This is a genomic window from Burkholderia sp. HI2761, assembly GCF_002223355.1.
Classification (GTDB): Bacteria; Pseudomonadota; Gammaproteobacteria; order Burkholderiales; family Burkholderiaceae; genus Burkholderia.
The window spans coordinates 298383-317392 of the sequence record NZ_NKFN01000007.1 but is presented as its reverse complement, the minus strand read 5'-3'; the positions used below and the strand labels follow the sequence as shown (position 1 = coordinate 317392).

The window sequence follows — 19010 nt, the reverse complement described above, 5'->3', positions numbered from 1 at the left end:
CTTCGGGTTATTCGCCGACGCACTCGGCGCGGCCCGGCGCGCAGCCGCGTGCGATGTGGAGGCCGCAAGCGCGGTGCCGGCCTCAGCCGCCTTCGACGCGCCGCATGACGATGCGTCTGGCCGATTCTAGATGGGCGACCGTCATCGAACGGGCGACGCGCGCATTGCGCTCGCGGCACGCCGCCAGGATGTCGTCGTGCTCGACCTGGAACGACGGCGTATCCGCGAGCAGCGTGGCCTGCAGGCGCTCGTAGCGCTCGACCTGGCCGCGCAGTTCGGCGATCGACTTCAACTGCCGCGCGTTGCCGCAGCACGAATACAGCAGCGCGTGGAATTCGCGGTTCAGCTCACCTTGCCGGCGCGGCACGGTTGCGTCGCCGAGCAGCCGATGCACGAGTTCGGCGCGCGCGAGCGTTTCGTCGTCGAGCCGCTTCACGCTGCGGTAGATCGCATCGCCTTCGAGCAGCACGCGCAAGTCGTAGATTTCCTGCACGTCCGACGCGCTCAGCATGCGCACGACGGCGCCGCGATTCCTGAAGATATCGAGCAGCCCTTCGCGTTCCAGGCGCTGGATGGCTTCGCGCATCGGAATCCGGCTGATGCCGAACCGATCGGCCAGATCGCGCTCGACGAGCCGCTCGCCGGCCGCCAGCTCGCCGTTGATGATCATGTCGCGCAGCGATGCGGCGACCGCGTCCGCCGTGGAGTCGAGTCTGGTTTCCATGCCTGCCTGTTCCGTCATTTTGGAATAATGGTATACCAAATGGAAATCCGGTGCCACAATGGCGTCCACCGGCGGGCGTCACGCAACGACGATCGGGCCGGTCGAGACACGGACATCAACGGAGGGCGAGATGGCATCGGGCGAACACACGTATCGCGTCGCGGTGGAGTGGACGGGCAACCGGGGAACCGGCACGTCGGGATATCGCGAATATGGGCGGGAACATGTGATCCGGGCGGGGGCCAAGCCGGATATCCCCGGTTCGGCGGACCCGGCGTTCCGCGGCGACGCGGCGCGCTGGAACCCCGAGGATCTGCTGCTCGCCTCGGCGTCGGCATGCCACAAGCTCTGGTATCTGCACCTGTGTTCCGAGGCCGGCATTCGCGTGCTGGCCTACGTCGACCACGCGGAAGGCACGATGCTCGACGGCGCCGAAGCGGGGCGCTTCACCGAAATCGTGCTGCGTCCGCAGGTGACGATCCGGGCCGGCGACGATCGTGAACGGGCGGCGCATCTGCATCACGACGCGCATGCGAAATGCTATATCGCGAATTCGGTCAACTTCCCGATTCGCTGTGAGCCGGTGATCGAGTTTGCCTCCGAGTAAGAAACCGCTGCTGCGTCGTCACAGCACCACGTCGTACACCCCCCGCGCGGCCGCCCGAATCGCATCGATCATCACCGTGACGGCCGGCGAATGGAGCCGGTCGGTGCGCGTGATGATCCCGAAATCGTCCATCCGGCAATCCATCTCCAGCGGCAGCACCGTGACGATCCCGTGTCGTGCGTAGTAGCGCGCGACGTCCTCGGCCAGCACCGCGATCATGTCGCTCTGTTCGAGCAACTGCGTGATGAACAGCAGCGCGGACGTCTCGACCAGGTTCGCCGGCGGCGCGAGGCTTGCGCGCTGGAACACGAGTTCGAAGCGATGGCGCAGCACGCTGCCGGCCGGCGGCACGACCCACGCCGCGCGCTGCACGTCCGCGAGCGACAGCGGCGCATGCGCGAGCAGCGGATGGCCGGGCCGCACGACCGCCGCCACCGTTTCGCCGATCAGCGGCTCGTAGCGCAGGCGCAGCTTGTCGTGTTCGGCGGACAGCCGGCCGAGCACGATGTCGATCTTTTCCTGCGCGAGGTGTTCGAGCAGCACGTTGCTGGTATCGATCTCGACCGATACGTGCAGGCCCGCATGCGTGCCTTTCACGGCGGCGACGGCAGGCGGCACGAGCCGCAGGGCCGGCGACGTGATCGCACCGACCGCCACGTGGCCGAGATGGCCGGCCTTCAACGCGGCCAGCTCCTCGCGCGCCTGGTCGAGGCTGCCGAGCGCCGCGCGCGCGTGGCGGATCAGCGCGTCGCCGTACAGCGTCGGCCGCATCCCGCGCGGCAGGCGCTCGAACAGCACCGCGCCGATCGATTCCTCGAGTTCGCGCAGCAGCTTCGACGCAGCCGGCTGCGTCATGTTCAGCGCGGCCGCCGCGCGGTGAATGCTGCCTTCGTCGGCGAGCGCGACGAGCAGCAGCAACTGGCGCGTCTTCAGGCGGGCGCGGTTTCCCCATGGGCTGGCTTCGGGCATCGTACGGGTTTATATCGATATCGGAATGGATATCGTAATCGCCTAAATCGTCATTAGCCAGTTATCAAAATTCTGCCTAGACTGCGCCGGTATCCCGTCACCACAGGACTGACGATGTCGGCAACAAAACCCAGGCTGCGCTCTGCCCAATGGTTCGGCACGAACGACAAGAACGGCTTCATGTACCGGAGCTGGATGAAGAACCAAGGCATTCCCGATCACGAATTCGACGGCCGGCCGATCATCGGCATCTGCAACACGTGGTCCGAACTGACGCCGTGCAACGCGCACTTCCGCAAGCTCGCCGAGCACGTGAAGCGCGGGATCTCCGAGGCGGGCGGCTTCCCGGTCGAGTTCCCGGTGTTCTCGAACGGCGAATCGAACCTGCGGCCGTCGGCGATGCTCACGCGCAACCTCGCGTCGATGGACGTCGAGGAAGCGATCCGCGGTAACCCGATCGACGCGGTCGTGCTGCTCGCCGGCTGCGACAAGACGACGCCCGCGCTGCTGATGGGCGCGGCAAGCTGCGACGTGCCGGCGATCGTCGTGTCGGGCGGTCCGATGCTGAACGGCAAGCTCGAAGGCAAGAACATCGGTTCGGGCACGGCCGTGTGGCAGTTGCACGAAGCGCTGAAGGCCGGCGAGATCGACGTGCATCACTTCCTGTCGGCCGAAGCCGGCATGTCGCGCTCGGCCGGCACCTGCAACACGATGGGCACCGCATCGACGATGGCCTGCATGGCCGAGGCGCTCGGCGTCGCGCTGCCGCACAATGCGGCGATTCCGGCCGTCGATTCGCGCCGTTACGTGCTCGCGCACATGTCGGGCATCCGGATCGTCGAGATGGCGCTCGAAGGGCTCGTGCTGTCGAAGATCCTGACGCGCGCGGCGTTCGAGAACGCGATCCGCGCGAACGCGGCGATCGGCGGCTCGACGAATGCCGTGATTCACCTGAAGGCGATCGCCGGCCGCATCGGCGTGCCGCTCGAACTGGAAGACTGGATGCGCATCGGCCGCGACACGCCGACGATCGTCGACCTGATGCCGTCGGGGCGCTTCCTGATGGAGGAGTTCTATTACGCGGGCGGGCTGCCGGCCGTGCTGCGCCGGCTCGGCGAAGGCGGGCTGCTGCCGCACCCGGATGCGCTGACGGTCAACGGCAAGTCGCTGTGGGACAACGTGCGCGAAGCGCCGAACTACGACGACGAGGTGATTCGCCCACTCGACCGGCCGCTGATCGCGGACGGCGGGATCTGCATCCTGCGCGGCAATCTCGCGCCGCGCGGCGCGGTGCTGAAGCCGTCGGCGGCAAGCCCCGAACTGCTCAAGCATCGCGGCCGCGCGGTGGTGTTCGAGAATCTCGACCACTACAAGGCGACGATCAACGACGAAGCGCTCGACATCGACGCCAGCTCGGTGATGGTGCTGAAGAACTGCGGGCCGCGCGGTTATCCGGGCATGGCCGAGGTCGGCAACATGGGGCTGCCGCCGAAGTTGCTGCGCCAGGGCGTGAAGGACATGGTGCGGATTTCCGACGCGCGGATGAGCGGCACCGCGTACGGCACGGTCGTGCTGCACGTCGCGCCGGAAGCCGCGGCCGGCGGGCCGCTCGCGGCCGTGCGCAACGGCGACTGGATCGAGCTCGACTGCGAGGCCGGCACGCTGCATCTCGACATTACGGATGAAGAACTGCAGCGCCGCCTGTCGGACGTCGATCCGACCGCGGCGCCGGGCGTGGCCGGCCAGGTCGGCAAGGGCGGCTACGCACGGCTGTACATCGATCACGTGCTGCAGGCCGACGAGGGGTGCGACCTCGACTTCCTGGTCGGCATGCGCGGCGCGGACGTGCCGAGCCATTCGCATTGAGCGGCGGGCGGTAATGGGCGGTTGTGCAGAGACACGGCGCACGTAAGCGCTGAAGCGCTAACGTGGATCGACCGCGAAGCATCGGATCCACGTAAGCGCTGAAGCGCCAACGTGGGATCGACCGCGAAGCATGGGACCCACGTAAGCGCTAAAGCGCTAACGTGGGATCGACCGCGGTGCATGGGACCCACGTAAGCGCTGAAGCGCTAACGTGGGATCGACAGGAGACAAGATGACGACGCAGTACACGAGCGCGCACGCCGCGGCGGAACAGTCCGATTCGACGGCAGCCGTCGACGAACGGCAACTGACCCGCCTGCTCACGCGCAAGCTGGTGCCGTTCCTCGCGCTGATCTACGTGGTCGCCTACGTCGACCGTACCGTCGTCGGCTTCGCGAAGCTTCACATGAACGCGGCGATCGGCCTCGGCGACGCCGCGTACGGGCTCGGCGCGGGACTGTTCTTCATCGGCTACTTCCTGTGCGAGGTGCCGAGCAACCTCGCACTCGGCCGCTTCGGCGCACGCGTGTGGTTCGCGCGCATCCTCGCGACCTGGGGCGCGATCACGATGGCCATGGCGCTCGTACAGGGGCCGACCAGCTTCTACGTGCTGCGCTTCCTGCTCGGCGCGGCCGAAGCCGGCCTCTATCCCGGCATCCTGTACTTCCTCACGCAATGGTTCCCGATGCGCGACCGCGCGCGCGTGATCGGCCTGCTCGTGCTCGCGCAACCGCTCGCCGGTATCGTGACCGGGCCGCTCGCCGGATGGCTGCTGTCGACGCACGGATGGTTCGGCCTGTCGGACTGGCAGACGCTGTTCGTCGTCAGCGGCTTGCCGGCCGTGCTGCTCGCGTGGCCGACGCTGCGGCTGTTGCCCGAGTCGCCCGCGCATGCGCGCTGGCTGAACGACGGCCAACGTCGCTGGATCGCCCGGCAACTCGCCGCCGATCGCGACACCTATCGCCCCGATTCGCACGGCAATCCGCTCGCCACGTTGCGCGACCGCCGCGTGCTGCTGCTCGCCGCGCTGTTCCTGCCGTTCCCGCTGTGCATCTACGGATTGTCGTTGTGGCTGCCGACGATCATTCACGCGTTCGGCACCGGCGATGCGACGACCGGTCTGCTGTCCGCCGTGCCATACCTGTTCGCGGTGGTCGGCCTGCTCGTCGTGCCGCGCCATTCGGACCGCAAGCGCGAGCGCTACTGGCACATCGTCGTCGTGTCGGCGGCGGCCGCCGTGACGATGGCCGCGAGCGCGTGGGTACGGCAGCCCGCGCTGCAATTCATGTTCATCTGCCTCACCGCGTTTTCGCTCTATTCGATCCAGGCCGTCGTGTGGGCGCTGCCCGGCGAATTCCTGACCGGCACGAGCGCCGCGGTCGGCATCGCCGCGATCAATTCGCTCGCGAATCTCGGCGGCTACTTCGGGCCGTACGGGATCGGCCTGATCAAGGCATCGACCGGCAGTCTCGCGGCCGGCCTGTATTTCCTCGCGGCGACGCTGCTGTTCGCCGTGCTGATGACGTTCGTGGTCCGGGCCGCGCTGCGCGCGCCCGAGCCGGCCGCCGGCACATTCGCCGGCGAATCCTGAACGCCTTGTTTTCCGGCTGAACGCCGATTCGACTGACGCAGGACCCACCATGACATCGAGCAGCACGCCGCGCTATCGCGGCATTTTCCCGGTCGTCCCGACGACCTTTGCCGAGACCGGCGAGCTCGACCTCGCGAGCCAGAAGCGCGCGGTCGATTTCATGATCGACGCCGGCTCGGACGGGCTGTGCATCCTCGCGAATTTCTCCGAGCAGTTCGCGATCACCGACGACGAACGCGACGTACTCACGCGCACGATCCTCGAACACGTCGCCGGCCGCGTGCCGGTGATCGTCACGACGTCGCACTACAGCACGCAGGTGTGTGCCGCGCGCAGCCTGCGCGCGCAGCAGCTCGGCGCGGCGATGGTGATGGCGATGCCGCCGTATCATGGCGCGACGTTCCGTGTGCCGGAAGCGCAGATCTTCGATTTCTTTGCGCGCGTGTCGGATGCAATCGACATCCCGATCATGATCCAGGACGCGCCCGCGAGCGGCACCCCGTTGTCCGCGCCGTTCCTCGCGCGGATGGCGCGCGAGATCGAGCAGGTCGCGTACTTCAAGATCGAGACGCCCGGCGCCGCGAACAAGCTGCGCGAGCTGATCCGGCTCGGCGGCGACGCGATCGAGGGGCCGTGGGACGGCGAGGAGGCGATCACGCTGCTCGCCGATCTCCATGCGGGCGCGACCGGCGCGATGACGGGCGGCGGCTTTCCGGACGGCATCCGGCCGATCCTCGAAGCGTTCCGCGAAGGCCGGCACGACGATGCGTTCGCGCATTACCAGACGTGGCTGCCGCTGATCAATCACGAGAACCGCCAGTCCGGGATCCTCACCGCGAAGGCGCTGATGCGCGCCGGCGGCGTGATCGCGTGCGAGCGGCCGCGGCATCCGATGCCGGAACTGCACCCGGACACGCGCGCGGAATTGCTCGCGATCGCGCGCCGGCTCGATCCGCTCGTGCTGCGCTGGGCGCACTGAACGAGTGGCGAAGGAGGAAAGCACGATGAGCGATGTGATTTCGTTGGGCGTCGTCGGGATCGGCAAGATCGCGCGCGACCAGCATTTGCCGGCGATCGCCGCCGAACCGGGTTTCGCGTTGACCGCCTGTGCGAGCCGTCACGCGGAAGTCAACGGCGTGCGCAATTATCCTGATCTGAACGCGCTGCTGGCCGCCGAGCGCGAGCTCGATGCGGTATCGTTGTGCGCGCCGCCGCAGGTGCGCTACGCGCAGGCGCGCGCCGCGCTCGAAGCCGGCAAGCACGTGATGCTCGAGAAGCCGCCGGGCGCGACGCTCGGCGAAGTGGCCGCGCTGGACGCGCTGGCGCGCGAGCGCGGCCTCACGCTGTTCGCGACCTGGCATTCGCGTTGCGCGAGCGCGGTCGAGCCGGCGCGCGCGTGGCTCGCGCAGCGCACGATCCGGGCGGTGCAGGTGCGCTGGAAGGAAGACGTGCGGCGCTGGCATCCGGGGCAGCAGTGGATCTGGGAGCCGGGCGGCCTCGGCGTGTTCGATCCGGGCATCAACGCGCTGTCGATCGTCACGCGAATCCTGCCGCGCGAGCTCGTGCTGCGCGAGGCGACGCTGTTCGTGCCGAGCGACGCACAGATGCCGATCGCGGCCGAACTCGACTGCGCGGATACCGACGGCGTGCCGGTGCACGCGGAGTTCGACTGGCGGCACGGCCCGGTCGAGCAATGGGAGATCGCGGTCGACACGGCCGACGGCGTGCTCGCGATCAGCCGCGGCGGCGCGCAACTGTCGATCGCGGGCGAGCCGGTCGAGATCGGGCCCGAACGCGAGTACCCGGCGCTGTATGCGCACTTCCATGCGCTGATCGCGCGTGGCGAAAGCGACGTCGACGCGCGGCCGCTGCGGCTCGTCGCCGATGCCTTCCTGTTCGGCCGACGCGTGCAGACCGACGCGTTCGGCCGCTGAACCTGCGTCGCGCGCTTCGACCCGAAGCGCGCGACGCGTGATTGATTGACTACGACACACATCACGGCATCAGCCGATACAAAGGAGACACCCATGAACCGCACGATTCGTCGACATACCCTGCGCGCGCTGCTGGCCGCGCTCTGCATCGCGCCGCTCGGCATGCAGGGCGCCGCGCGCGCCGATACGCCGCTGAAGATCGGCTTCCTCGTGAAGATGCCGGAGCAGGCGTGGTTCATCAACGAGCAGAACGCGGCGTCCGCGCTCGGCCAGAAGGAGAACTTCTCGGTCGTGAAGATCGGCACGCCGGACGGCGAGAAGGTGCTGGCCGCGATCGACAACCTCGGCTCGCAGGGCGCCCAGGGCTTCGTGATCTGCGCGCCGGACGTGCGCCTCGGGCCGGCGATCGCGTCGCGTGCGAAGCGCTACAACATGAAGTTCGTGACGGTCGACGACCAGCTCGTCGACTCGACCGGCAAGCCGCTGCCGAACGTGCCGCACCTCGGGATGTCGGCGACCAAGATCGGCAACCAGGTCGGCCAGGCGATCTCCGACGAGATGAAGCGGCGCGGCTGGAAGCCGGAAGAAGTTGGCGCGCTGCGGATCACGAACAACGAGCTGCCGACCGCGAAGCTGCGCACCGACGGCGCGACGCAGGCGCTGCTCGCGAACGGCTTCCGCAAGGAAAACATCTTCGACGCGCCGCAGAAGACGACCGACGACGAAGGCGGCTTCAGCGCCGCGGCGCCCGTGCTCGCGCGCCATCCGAACGTGAAGAAATGGGTGGTGTACGCGCTGAACGAGGAAACGGTGCTCGGCGCGGTACGCGCGACGGAGCAGCTGCACATCCCGGCGGCGGACGTGATCGGCGTCGGCATCAACGGCGCGGGCGAGGCGTTCGCCGAGTTCCAGAAGAAGGAGCCGACCGGCTTCTACGGGACGATCGCGGTCAGCTCGACGAACCACGGCAAGGACAGCACGCAGAACCTCGTCGACTGGATCCGCAACGGCAAGACGCCGCCGGCCGACACGCAGACGAGCGGCAAGCTGATGACGCGCGCGAACTGGCAGGCCGTGCGCGCCGAACTCGGTATCTGAGCGGGGCGAGGCGAGAACGTAATGACGATGCAGACGATGACGGCCGTGTCCGGCCACGACGCCGAAGCGGCCACGCCGCCGGATGGCGCGCTGCTCGCGCTCGACGGCATCACCGTGACGTTTCCCGGCGTGCGTGCGCTCGACGCGGTGTCGCTGTCGGTGCGCGCGGGCGAAGTGCACGGGCTGATGGGCGAGAACGGCGCGGGGAAATCGACGCTGCTGAAGGTGCTGTCCGGCGTGAACCAGCCGCAGGCCGGCACGCTGACGCTGAACGGCACGGTGCAGCGCTTCGCGTCGACGCGCGCGGCGCTCGAGGCCGGCATCGCGATCATCTACCAGGAGCTGCATCTGGTGCCCGAGCTGACGGTCGCGGAAAACCTGATGCTCGGGCAATTGCCGAGCCGGCTCGGCGTGGTCGACGAGCGTACGCTCGCCGCGCGCGCGCTCGATGCGCTGGAGCGGCTCGGCGAGCACATCGATCCGGGCATCCCGGTGAAATACCTGTCGATCGGCCAGCGCCAGATGATCGAGATCGGCAAGGCGCTGATGCGCGACGCACGCGTGATCGCGTTCGACGAACCGACGAGTTCGCTGTCCGCGCGCGAAACCACGCAACTGTTCCGGATCATCCGCGCGTTGCGCGCGGAAGGCCGCGCGATCATCTACGTCACGCACCGGATGGAGGAAGTCTACGAACTGTGCGACCGCGTGACGGTGTTTCGCGACGGCCGCCGCATCGACACGTTCGATTCCGTCGCCGAGCTCGACCGCGACCGGCTGATCGGCTGCATGGTCGGCCGTTCGATCGAGGACGTGTACGGCTATCGGTCGCGCCCGGCCGGCGACGTGCTGATCGAAGCGAAGGGACTGACGGGGCCGGGGCTGGCCGAGCCCGTGTCGTTTACCGCGCGGCGCGGCGAGATCGTCGGCTTCTTCGGGCTCGTCGGCGCGGGCCGCTCGGAACTGATGAAGCTGCTGTACGGCGCGGTGCGGCCGAGCGCCGGGCACGTCGAGCTGAACGGCAAGCGGGTGGCGTTCGGCAGCCCGCGCGACGCGGTGCGCGCCGGCATCGCGCTGTGCCCGGAAGACCGCAAGCAGGAAGGCATCGTCGCGATCGCGTCGGTGGCCGACAACCTCAACATCAGCGCGCGCCGTCATTTCAGCCCGGCGCGCGTGCTGCTCGACGGGCGGCGCGAACGCGAGCTCGCGCAAAAATACATCGAGCGGCTCGCGATCAAGACCCGCGACGGCGAAACGCCGATCGGCGCGCTGTCGGGCGGCAACCAGCAGAAGGTCGTGCTCGCGCGCTGGCTGGCCGAGCGCATCGACGTGTTCCTGATGGACGAGCCGACGCGCGGCATCGACGTCGGCGCGCGCGCGGAAATCTACAACCTGTTCTACGAACTCGCGGAAGCGGGCCGCACGGTGATCCTCGTGTCGAGCGATCTGGCCGAGGTGATCGGCGTGTCGGACCGCATCATCGTGATGAAGGAAGGACGGATCGCGGGCGAGGTCGCGAAGGCGCACGCGACGCCCGACGCGCTGATCAAGCTCGCGCTGCCGCGCTAGCGGCCCGCAGTCAACCGGAAAGCAAACGTTATGAGCCAGGCAATGCAACCCCAACGTACGTCCCCATCCCCGGATACCCCCGCCGTGCCCGCCCGTGCGCGCGGCGGCGTGTGGCAGATGATCAACCGCTCCGGCATCGTGATGGTGTTTCTCGTGCTGTTCGCGACGCTGTCGCTGACGGTGCCGGACTTCCTCACGTCGCGCAACATCCAGGGCCTGCTGCTGTCGGTCACGCTGATCGGCTCGATCGCGGTGACGATGATGTTCGTGCTCGCGCTCGGCGAGGTCGACCTGTCGGTCGCGTCGATCGTCGCGTTCTCGGGCGTCGTCGCGTCGACGCTGATCACCGCGACGCACAGCGTCGTGCTCGGTATCGCGGGCGGCGTGCTCGCGGGCGGCGCGGTCGGGCTCGTGAACGGCGTGCTGATCGCGCGCTACCGGATCAACTCGCTGATCGTCACGCTCGCGATGATGGAAGTCGTGCGCGGGCTCGCGTTCATCACGTCGAACGGCGACGCGGTGATGATCTCCGAGGAACGCTTCTTCGATCTCGGCGGCGGGTCGTTCCTCGGCATCTCGTATCCGATCTGGAGCAACATCATCGGCTTCGTCGTGTTCGGCTTCCTGCTGCGCAAGACGGTGTTCGGCAAGAACGTGCTGGCGGTCGGCGGCAACGGCGAGGCCGCGCTGCTCGCGGGGCTGCCGGTGATGCGCATCAAGATCGCCGTGTTCGTGCTGCAGGGGCTCGTGACGGGCTTTGCCGGCGTGATGCTCGCGTCGCGGATGAGCCTCGGCGATCCGAAGACGTCGGTCGGCCTCGAGCTCGGCGTGATTTCCGCGTGCGTGCTCGGCGGCGTGTCGCTGACGGGCGGCGTCGCGACGATCTCCGGCGTGCTGGTCGGTGTGCTGATCATGGGCTCCGTGCAGGACGCGATGAGCCTGCTGAACGTGCCGACCTTTTACCAATATCTGATACGCGGCGGAATTCTGTTGCTCGCGGTGCTGTTCGACCAGTACCGTCGCAACCAGCGGCGCGCGATGAAGATCTGATTTCGATCGCGCGGCCGCCTGCAAATACGACGAATATCGGGAGACGGCATGCAACAGACTCCTCCGGCCGCGTCGGCGACGCTGCTGGCCGACAGTCGCAACACGCTCGGCGAAGGCGCGACGTGGTGTGACAGGACGCACGCGCTGTACTGGGTGGACATCGAGGGCGCGCAGCTGTGGCGCTGCCGCGCGGACGGTTCGGACCTCGCGCAATGGGCGATGCCCGAACGGCTCGCGTGCTTCGCGCTGACCGACGATCCGGACGTGCTGCTCGTCGGGCTCGCGACACATCTCGCGTTCTTCGACCTGAGCCGCGGCGCGTTCACGCGGATCGTCGACGTCGAACCCGATCTGCCCACGCGGCTGAACGACGGGCGCTGCGATCCGTTCGGTGCTTTCGTGTTCGGGATGAAGGACGAAGGCGCCGAGCCGCCGCGTGCGATCGGCGGGTTTTATCGACTCAATCGCGATCTCGCGCTCGAACGGCTCGCATTGCCGGCGGCCGCGATCGCGAACAGCATCGCGTTCTCGCCGGACGGCACGAAGCTGTATTTCTGCGATTCGCTGGTGCGCGAGATTTTCGTGTGCGATTACCGCGCGGGCGGCGACGTCGCGAACGTGCGGCCGTTCGCACGGCTGACGGATGTGGACGGCGACCCGGACGGCTCGATCGTCGATCGCGACGGCGGGCTGTGGAACGCGCAATGGGGCGGCCGCCGCGTGGTGCGTTATGGGCCGGACGGGATCGAGACGGACCGCGTCGAGGTGCCGACCGCGCAGCCGAGTTGCGTCGCGATCGACGGTGACGGCCGGTTGTACGTGACGAGTGCGCGTGTCGGGTTGAGCGACGACGCGCTGGCCGGCGACGCGCACGCCGGCGGCGTGTTCGTCGCGCAAACGCGGCATGCGGGGCTGCCGACCGCACGATTCGCGGGCACGCCGCGCGGTTGATCGCGTCGTCGGATACGGGTTCCCGTTCATGGGATCGGGCTGACGCGGCGGACTTCGCGGTCAGGCCCGCGATCCGCCGCACGTGCGCGAGCGCACGGCGGCCGTCCGTCTTCCCAGAACATCCGTTCATCTCCCCACCTGCTGGTAAGATGGCCCGCAATTCCATCCTGCCCGCACCATGAGTTCCGCACCGACCAAGCCCGCGAATCCGAAGAACGCCGCGAAAAGCGCCGCCCGCGCGACGGGCGACAAGCCGAAAGCGCGCGTGCAACAACGCCTGACCTACGTGATCGGCGGCCTCGACCGGCTGCTGCGCCGTCACATGACCGACGCGCTCGCGCCGCTCGGCATCACGCTCGCGCAATACACGGCGCTGTCGGTGCTCGAGGCGCGCGGCGCATCGTCGAACGCGCAGTTGGCCGAGCGCTCGTGGATCACGCCGCAATCGGCGAACGAGGTGATGAGCGTGATGGCCGCCCGCGGTTTCGTCACGCGCGAAGCCGACCCGTCGCACGGCCGCATCATCCTGCTGACGCTGACCGACGCAGGGGCGGCGATGCTGCGCGAATGCGAGATCGTGCTGCGCCCGCTCGAGGCACGCATGCTCGGCGACATCTCGGCCGACGACGCCGCGCACGTGCAGCGCGCGCTCGAACTGTTCTCGCGCAACCTGCGCGGCTGACTGCTTCCCCGATTTTCACGACGCGGGCCCGCCAGGCCCGCGCTCGCTTCGTACGCGCCTTCGGCGCTCGTCCGACCGCTCCCTGATTTTCCGGTGCTTTCTCCGCCTTCCGCTCCGGGTTTACACCGGCGCTCGTGCCGCTTGCAATATCAGGTAGCCTGATATTAAATGAGGTCGTCCGCAGCAGGCATGCTGCGCACCGAATCGCACTGGAACGAACGACAGGAACAGACATGAGCAAGTACGACAACCGCTGGCAAACCGTTGAAGTGAAAGTGGAGGCCGGCATCGCATGGGTGACGCTGAATCGCCCCGAGAAGCGCAACGCCATGAGTCCGACGCTGAACCGGGAGATGCTGGACGTCCTCGACGCGGTCGAGTTCGACGACGAGGCGAAGGTGCTGGTGCTGACCGGCGCGGGCGCCGCGTGGACGGCCGGCATGGATCTGAAGGAATATTTCCGCGAGATCGACGGCGGCTCCGACGCGCTGCAGGAAAAGGTGCGCCGCGACGCATCGGATTGGCAGTGGCGCCGCCTGCGGATGTACAACAAGCCGACCATCGCGATGGTGAACGGCTGGTGTTTCGGCGGCGGGTTCTCGCCGCTCGTCGCGTGCGACCTCGCGATCGCGGCGGACGACGCGGTGTTCGGGCTGTCGGAAATCAACTGGGGCATCCCGCCGGGCAACCTCGTCAGCAAGGCGATGGCGGACACGGTCGGGCATCGCCGCGCGCTGCACTACATCATGACCGGCGATACGTTCACCGGCGCGCAAGCGGCGGAAATGGGCCTCGTGAACAGCAGCGTGCCGCTCGCCGAGCTGCGCGACGCGACGATCGCGCTCGCCGCGCGGCTGATGGACAAGAATCCGGTCGTGCTGCGCGCGGCGAAGCACGGCTTCAAGCGTTCGCGCGAGCTCACGTGGGAACAGTGCGAGGATTACCTGTATGCGAAGCTCGACCAGGCGCAGCTGCGCGACCCGGAGCGCGGCCGCGAGCAGGGGCTGAAGCAGTTCCTCGACGACAAGACGATCAAGCCGGGCCTGCAGGCATACAAGCGCTGATACGAGCGTCGACGCAGCCGCCGGCATTACCGCCGGCGTAATCGCAAGAGACAGGCAAGGCAGGAGACGACATGACCGACAGACGGATGCTGATCGGCGGCGAGTGGTGCACCGCCCGCGACGGGCGGACCTTCGACCGCTTCAACCCCGCGACGGGCGCGCTCGCGTCGCGCGCGCCGGCGGCCGGCACGGCCGACGCGGACGCGGCCATCGAGGCCGCGCACCGTGCGCTCCCCTCATGGGCAGCGCTCGCGCCGACCGAGCGGCGCCGCCGGCTGCTGAAGGCGGCCGACCTGATGGATGCGCGCATCGACGAGATCGTCGCGACCGGTGTCGCCGAAACCGGCGCGACGCCCGGCTGGCTGGGCTTCAACGTGACACTCGCGGCGAACATGCTGCGCGAGGCGGCGTCGATGACGACGCAGATCGCCGGCGACGTGATTCCGTCCGACGTACCGGGCAATCTCGCGCTCGCGATGCGCGTGCCGTGCGGCGTGGTGCTCGGCATCGCGCCGTGGAACGCGCCGGTGATCCTCGGCACGCGTGCGCTGGCGATGCCGCTCGCGTGCGGCAACACGGTCGTGCTGAAGGCGTCCGAGGCGTGCCCGGGCGTACATGCGCTGATCGGCGCGGTGCTGGACGAAGCAGGGCTCGGTGCGGGCGTGGTGAACGTGATCACGCACGCGGCGGCCGACGCACCCGAACTTGTCGAGCGGATGATCGCGCATCCGCACGTGAAGCGGATCAACTTCACCGGGTCGACGCACGTCGGCCGCATCATCGCGCGCCACGCGGCCGCGCACCTGAAGCCGGTGCTGCTCGAACTCGGCGGCAAGGCGCCGGTGCTGGTGCTCGACGACGCGGATCTCGATGCGGCCGTCGACGCGATCGCGTTCGGTGCATTCTTCAACCAGGGGCAGATCTGCATGTCGACCGAGCGCGTGATCGCCGCGCGGCCGATCGCCGATGCGCTCGTCGAGCGGCTCGCCGCGAAGGCGCGCACGCTGGTCGCGGGCGATCCGCTGGCCGGCCATCCGCTCGGCACGATGGTCGATGCGTCGGCCGCCGCGCGCGCGGCGGCGCTGGTCGAGGATGCGCGTGCGCATGGCGCGCACCTGCCGCTCGGATGCCGTGTGGACGGCGCGACGATGCAGCCGGCGATCGTCGACGGCGTCACGCGCGACATGCGGCTCTATCGCGAGGAGTCCTTCGCGCCGGTCGTCGCGATCCTGCGCGCGGACAGCGACGACGAAGCGGTCGCGCTCGCGAACGATAGCGAATTCGGGCTGTCGGCGAGCGTGTTCAGCCGCGACGTCGCACGTGCGATGGCGATTGCACGGCGGATCGAATCGGGGATTTGCCATATCAACGGGCCGACCGTGCACGACGAAGCGCAGATGCCGTTCGGCGGCACGAAGGCGAGCGGCTACGGCCGCTTCGGCAGCCGCGCGTCGATCGCCGAATTCACCGAGCTGCGCTGGATCACCGTGCAGACCACGCCGCGCCATTACCCGATATGAGCGAGCCAACGATGAATGCAGAGAAGGCGCCGCTTCAGGTCGGCCAACACGCCGACGCCGTGCGCTATCGCGCGGCCGCCGTCGCGGTCGGCGCGGCCGAGATTCGCCGCGCGGACAACGGTACGTGGTACCTGCGCTCGCGTGAACCGCTCGGCGATTACCCGACGCGCATCACCGACTGCCTCGTGCGTGGCGCGCAAGCGCATCCGGACCGCGTACTCGCCGCGCGGCGCGGCGCCGATGGGCGCTGGATCGAGATCACGTACGCGCGGATGCTCGAACGCGCGCGCGCGCTCGGCCAGGGGCTCGTCGATCTCGGGCTGTCGGCTGAGCGTCCGCTCGCGGTGCTGTCCGGCAACGATCTCGAGCATCTGCAGCTGATGTTCGCGGCGATGCTGGCCGGCGTGCCGTATTCGCCGATCTCGCCCGCGTATTCGCTGGTGTCGACCGACTACGGCAAGCTGCGTCACACGCTCGGCGTGCTGCGGCCGGGTGCGGTGTTCGTCGCGGAGCGCGCGCCGTTCGCGCGTGCGCTCGACGCGACGCTGCCGGCCGATGCGACGCTGATCGTCGCCCGCGATGCCGATGTGCAGGAGGATGCCGACACCGGCGGCAACGGGCGCGCGGTGCCGCTGTCGCGTTTGCTCGCTACCGTCCCGCGCACGATCGACGCGATCCACGACGCGGTCGGCCCCGACCATCTCGCGAAGATCCTGTTTACGTCCGGTTCGACGAAGCAGCCGAAGGCCGTGCCGACCACGCACCGGATGCTGTGCAGCAACCAGCAGATGCTGCGCCAGACGATGCCCGAACTCACGCGCGAACCGCCGGTGCTGGTCGACTGGCTGCCGTGGAATCACACGTTCGGCGGCAGTCACAACCTCGGCATCGCGCTGTACAACGGCGGCACGCTGTATATCGACGACGGCCGCCCGATGCCCGGCCGCTTCGACGAAACCGTGCGCAACCTGCGCGAGATCGCACCGACGATCTACTTCAACGTGCCGAAGGGCTGGGAGGAGCTGGCCGCCGCGCTCGAACGCGATGCCGGGCTGCGCGACACGTTCTTCTCGCGCGTGAAGCTGTATTTCTTCGGCGGCGCGGGGCTGTCGCAAGCCGCGTGGGACCGGCTCGACCGCGTGACCGAAGCGCATTGCGGCGAGCGCATCCGGATCATGGCTGGCCTCGGGATGACGGAGGCGTCGCCGTCGTGCCTGTTTACGACCGGGCCGCTGATGCGCGCCGGCTATATCGGCCTGCCCGCGCCCGGCTGCGACGCGAAGCTCGTGCCGTGCGGCGGCAAGCTCGAAGTGCGCTTCAAGGGGCCGAACGTGATGCGCGGCTACTGGCATGCGGACGTCGATCCGCGCGACGTGTTCGACGAAGAAGGCTATTACCGCAGCGGCGACGCGGCCGCGTTCGCCGACCCGGAACGGCCGGAACTCGGGCTGCTGTTCGACGGGCGGCTGACCGAGGACTTCAAGCTGAGCAGCGGCACGTTCGTCAGCGTCGGGCCGTTGCGCGCGAATGCGGTGTCGACGGGGGCCCCGTACGTGCAGGACGTGGTCGTGACCGGGATCGATCGCGACGACATCGGCTTGCTGGTGTTCCCGCGCGTCGATGCATGCCGTGCGCTCGCGGGGCTCGCCGCCGATGCATCCGTGACCGACGTGCTGCGCGCGCCGCCCGTGCGCGCGGCGTTCTCGGCGTGGCTCGCCGTGCTGAACCGGAACGCGAGCGGCGGCTCGACGTTCGTCGCGCGGATCCGGCTGGTCGACACGCCGCCGTCGCTCGATCTCGGCGAAGCGACCGACAAGGGTTCGCTGAACCAGGCGGCCGTGCAGAAGCATCGCGCGGCGATGATCGACGCGCTGTACGACCCGGCGCGGCGCGATCCCGACGTGATTTACGCGTAAGCAGTACGCGCTAGCAGTAAGCAGCAACCAGCAGCAACGAGCAGACACAACGACCGGCCGGCCACGACACCGGCAGGCACGCTTGCGGCCAGTGAATCAGGTTGCCTGATAAAGGCGGCCGTTCATGCGACACCTCGCGCGCCGAACCGTCCCTGGCCGGCGGCGGCGCGCGGCGGTCGTTGCACGGCCGACCGACTACAAGACATGGGACTGGAGACAGAATGAACACCTACGTTGCCGAAAAACCCACGGTCGCGACCACGCTCGCGCTGTGTTTCGCGATCGCACTCCTCGAAGGGCTCGACCTGCAGTCGGTCGGCGTCGCCGCGCCGCGGATGGCGCGCGAATTCGGGCTGTCCGTGTCGCAGATGGGCATCGCGTTCAGCGCGGGCACCTTCGGACTGCTGCCGGGCGCGATGCTCGGCGGGCGGCTCGCCGACCGGATCGGCCGCAAGCGCGTGCTGATCGCATCGACCGTGCTGTTCGGGCTGCTGTCGATCGCGACCGCGCAGGTCTCGAGCTTCGCGATGCTCGTCGTCGTGCGCGTGCTGACCGGCATCGGCCTCGGCGGCGCGATGCCGAACCTGATCGCGCTGTCGTCCGAAGCGGTCGAGCCGCGCTCGCGCAGTAGCGCGGTCGCGACGATGTACTGCGGGATCCCGTTCGGCGGCGTGATCGCGTCGGTGATCGGCGTGCTGCTCGCCGGCGATACCGAATGGCGGCACATCTTCTACGTCGGCGGCGTGGGGCCGCTGCTGCTCGTGCCGCTGCTCGTGTGGTTCCTGCCCGAATCGCGCGCGTATCTCGACGTCGCGGGCACGCCTGCCGCGCGGTCCAGTGTCGCCCGGACGCTGTTCGGCGACGGCCGCACGACGTCGACGGTCGCACTGTGGGTCAGCTACTTCTGCACGCTGATCGTCCTCTACTTCCTGCTGAACTGGCTGCCGTCGCTGATGGCCGCGCGCGGGCTCGATCGCGCCCACGTCGGCCTCGTGCAGATCGCGTTCAACGTGGGCGCCGGGCTCGGCGCGCTCGGCATCGGTGCGGCGCTCGACCGGATGCGCGCGTCGCGCGTGGTCGGCGGCATGTATGTCGGGATCGTGCTGTCGCTCGCCGCGCTCGCGGCCGCGCCCGGTTTCGCGTCGCTCGCGGCGGCCGCGTTCGCGGCGGGGATGTTCGTGGTCGGCGGGCAGTCGGTGCTGTATGCGCTCGCGGCGATCTACTACCCGACCGCGATGCGCGGAACCGGCGTCGGCGCGGCGGTGGCGGTCGGCCGGCTTGGTTCCGTCGTCGGGCCGCTCGCGGCCGCGACGCTGCTGGCCGCCGGCCGCAGCGCGCCCGTCGTGATCGGCGCGAGCATCCCCGTCACGCTCGTCGCGGCCTTCGCTGCATTCGTGCTGATTCGCCGCCCGCAAGCCGGCGACTGACGGTTCGATTTTTTCAATGCGCGCCGTCAGAGCGCGCGATTC

The 19010-nt window shown here is 68.7% G+C and carries 16 protein-coding genes; 14 read left to right on the top strand and 2 right to left on the bottom strand.

Going from position 1 to position 19010, the window contains the following annotated elements:
* Window positions 1-82: 82 nt before the first annotated feature.
* Complete coding sequence (locus tag CFB46_RS18980; RefSeq protein ID WP_179235085.1) at window positions 83-724, bottom strand: GntR family transcriptional regulator; 642 nt, start codon at window positions 722-724, stop codon at window positions 83-85.
* Between the two features lie 130 nt (window positions 725-854).
* On the opposite strand from CFB46_RS18980, the gene CFB46_RS18975 reads away from it, so the two are divergent.
* Window positions 855-1331 (top strand): OsmC family protein, encoded by a 477-nt coding sequence (locus tag CFB46_RS18975; RefSeq protein ID WP_089500831.1) that lies wholly within the window; start codon window positions 855-857, stop codon window positions 1329-1331.
* A gap of 18 nt (window positions 1332-1349) precedes the next feature.
* On the opposite strand, the gene CFB46_RS18970 is transcribed toward CFB46_RS18975, so the two are convergent.
* Window positions 1350-2300 carry a LysR family transcriptional regulator gene (locus CFB46_RS18970; RefSeq protein ID WP_089500830.1) on the bottom strand — a complete coding sequence of 317 codons (951 nt, stop codon included), beginning with the start codon at window positions 2298-2300 and terminating at the stop codon, window positions 1350-1352.
* 114 nt (window positions 2301-2414) lie between these two features.
* Here CFB46_RS18970 and CFB46_RS18965 point away from each other — a divergent pair, with 114 nt between their 5' ends.
* The 13 genes from CFB46_RS18965 (at window position 2415) to mhpT (ending at window position 18968) form a co-directional block, all read left to right on the top strand.
* Window positions 2415-4166 carry an IlvD/Edd family dehydratase gene (locus CFB46_RS18965; protein WP_089500829.1) on the top strand — a complete coding sequence of 584 codons (1752 nt, stop codon included), beginning with the start codon at window positions 2415-2417 and terminating at the stop codon, window positions 4164-4166.
* 232 nt (window positions 4167-4398) lie between these two features.
* Window positions 4399-5757: an MFS transporter gene (locus CFB46_RS18960; RefSeq protein ID WP_027781761.1), complete on the top strand. Its 1359-nt coding sequence runs from the start codon at window positions 4399-4401 to the stop codon at window positions 5755-5757.
* 49 nt (window positions 5758-5806) lie between these two features.
* Entirely contained in the window at window positions 5807-6736 is a 930-nt protein-coding gene (locus CFB46_RS18955; RefSeq protein ID WP_089500828.1) for a dihydrodipicolinate synthase family protein, read from the top strand.
* 25 nt (window positions 6737-6761) lie between these two features.
* The gene (locus CFB46_RS18950; protein WP_027781759.1) at window positions 6762-7691 is read left to right on the top strand and encodes a Gfo/Idh/MocA family protein; all 930 of its coding nucleotides are present in this window, start codon (window positions 6762-6764) and stop codon (window positions 7689-7691) included.
* A 93-nt stretch (window positions 7692-7784) separates the two neighbouring features.
* Window positions 7785-8789, top strand: a complete 1005-nt coding sequence (locus tag CFB46_RS18945) for an arabinose ABC transporter substrate-binding protein (protein WP_027781758.1) — start codon at window positions 7785-7787, stop codon at window positions 8787-8789.
* 21 nt (window positions 8790-8810) lie between these two features.
* Window positions 8811-10358, top strand: coding sequence for an L-arabinose ABC transporter ATP-binding protein AraG (gene araG / locus CFB46_RS18940; RefSeq protein WP_089500827.1), 1548 nt, complete (start codon window positions 8811-8813; stop codon window positions 10356-10358).
* A 30-nt stretch (window positions 10359-10388) separates the two neighbouring features.
* Window positions 10389-11408 carry an L-arabinose ABC transporter permease AraH gene (gene araH / locus CFB46_RS18935; RefSeq protein WP_027781756.1) on the top strand — a complete coding sequence of 340 codons (1020 nt, stop codon included), beginning with the start codon at window positions 10389-10391 and terminating at the stop codon, window positions 11406-11408.
* Between the two features lie 48 nt (window positions 11409-11456).
* Window positions 11457-12359 carry an SMP-30/gluconolactonase/LRE family protein gene (locus tag CFB46_RS18930; protein ID WP_089500826.1) on the top strand — a complete coding sequence of 301 codons (903 nt, stop codon included), beginning with the start codon at window positions 11457-11459 and terminating at the stop codon, window positions 12357-12359.
* 178 nt (window positions 12360-12537) lie between these two features.
* Window positions 12538-13041, top strand: a complete 504-nt coding sequence (locus CFB46_RS18925; RefSeq protein ID WP_089500825.1) for a MarR family winged helix-turn-helix transcriptional regulator — start codon at window positions 12538-12540, stop codon at window positions 13039-13041.
* A gap of 233 nt (window positions 13042-13274) precedes the next feature.
* A complete protein-coding gene (locus CFB46_RS18920) occupies window positions 13275-14105 on the top strand; it encodes a p-hydroxycinnamoyl CoA hydratase/lyase (RefSeq protein WP_027781753.1) in 831 nt (276 codons plus the stop codon).
* A gap of 71 nt (window positions 14106-14176) precedes the next feature.
* Window positions 14177-15625: an aldehyde dehydrogenase gene (locus CFB46_RS18915; protein WP_089500824.1), complete on the top strand. Its 1449-nt coding sequence runs from the start codon at window positions 14177-14179 to the stop codon at window positions 15623-15625.
* A complete protein-coding gene (locus tag CFB46_RS18910) occupies window positions 15622-17541 on the top strand; it encodes a feruloyl-CoA synthase (RefSeq protein ID WP_373558196.1) in 1920 nt (639 codons plus the stop codon). Before CFB46_RS18915 ends, CFB46_RS18910 begins: the two co-directional genes overlap by 4 nt.
* 221 nt (window positions 17542-17762) lie before the next feature.
* Window positions 17763-18968, top strand: a complete 1206-nt coding sequence (mhpT, locus tag CFB46_RS18905; RefSeq protein WP_027781750.1) for a 3-(3-hydroxy-phenyl)propionate transporter MhpT — start codon at window positions 17763-17765, stop codon at window positions 18966-18968.
* Window positions 18969-19010: the final 42 nt, after the last annotated feature.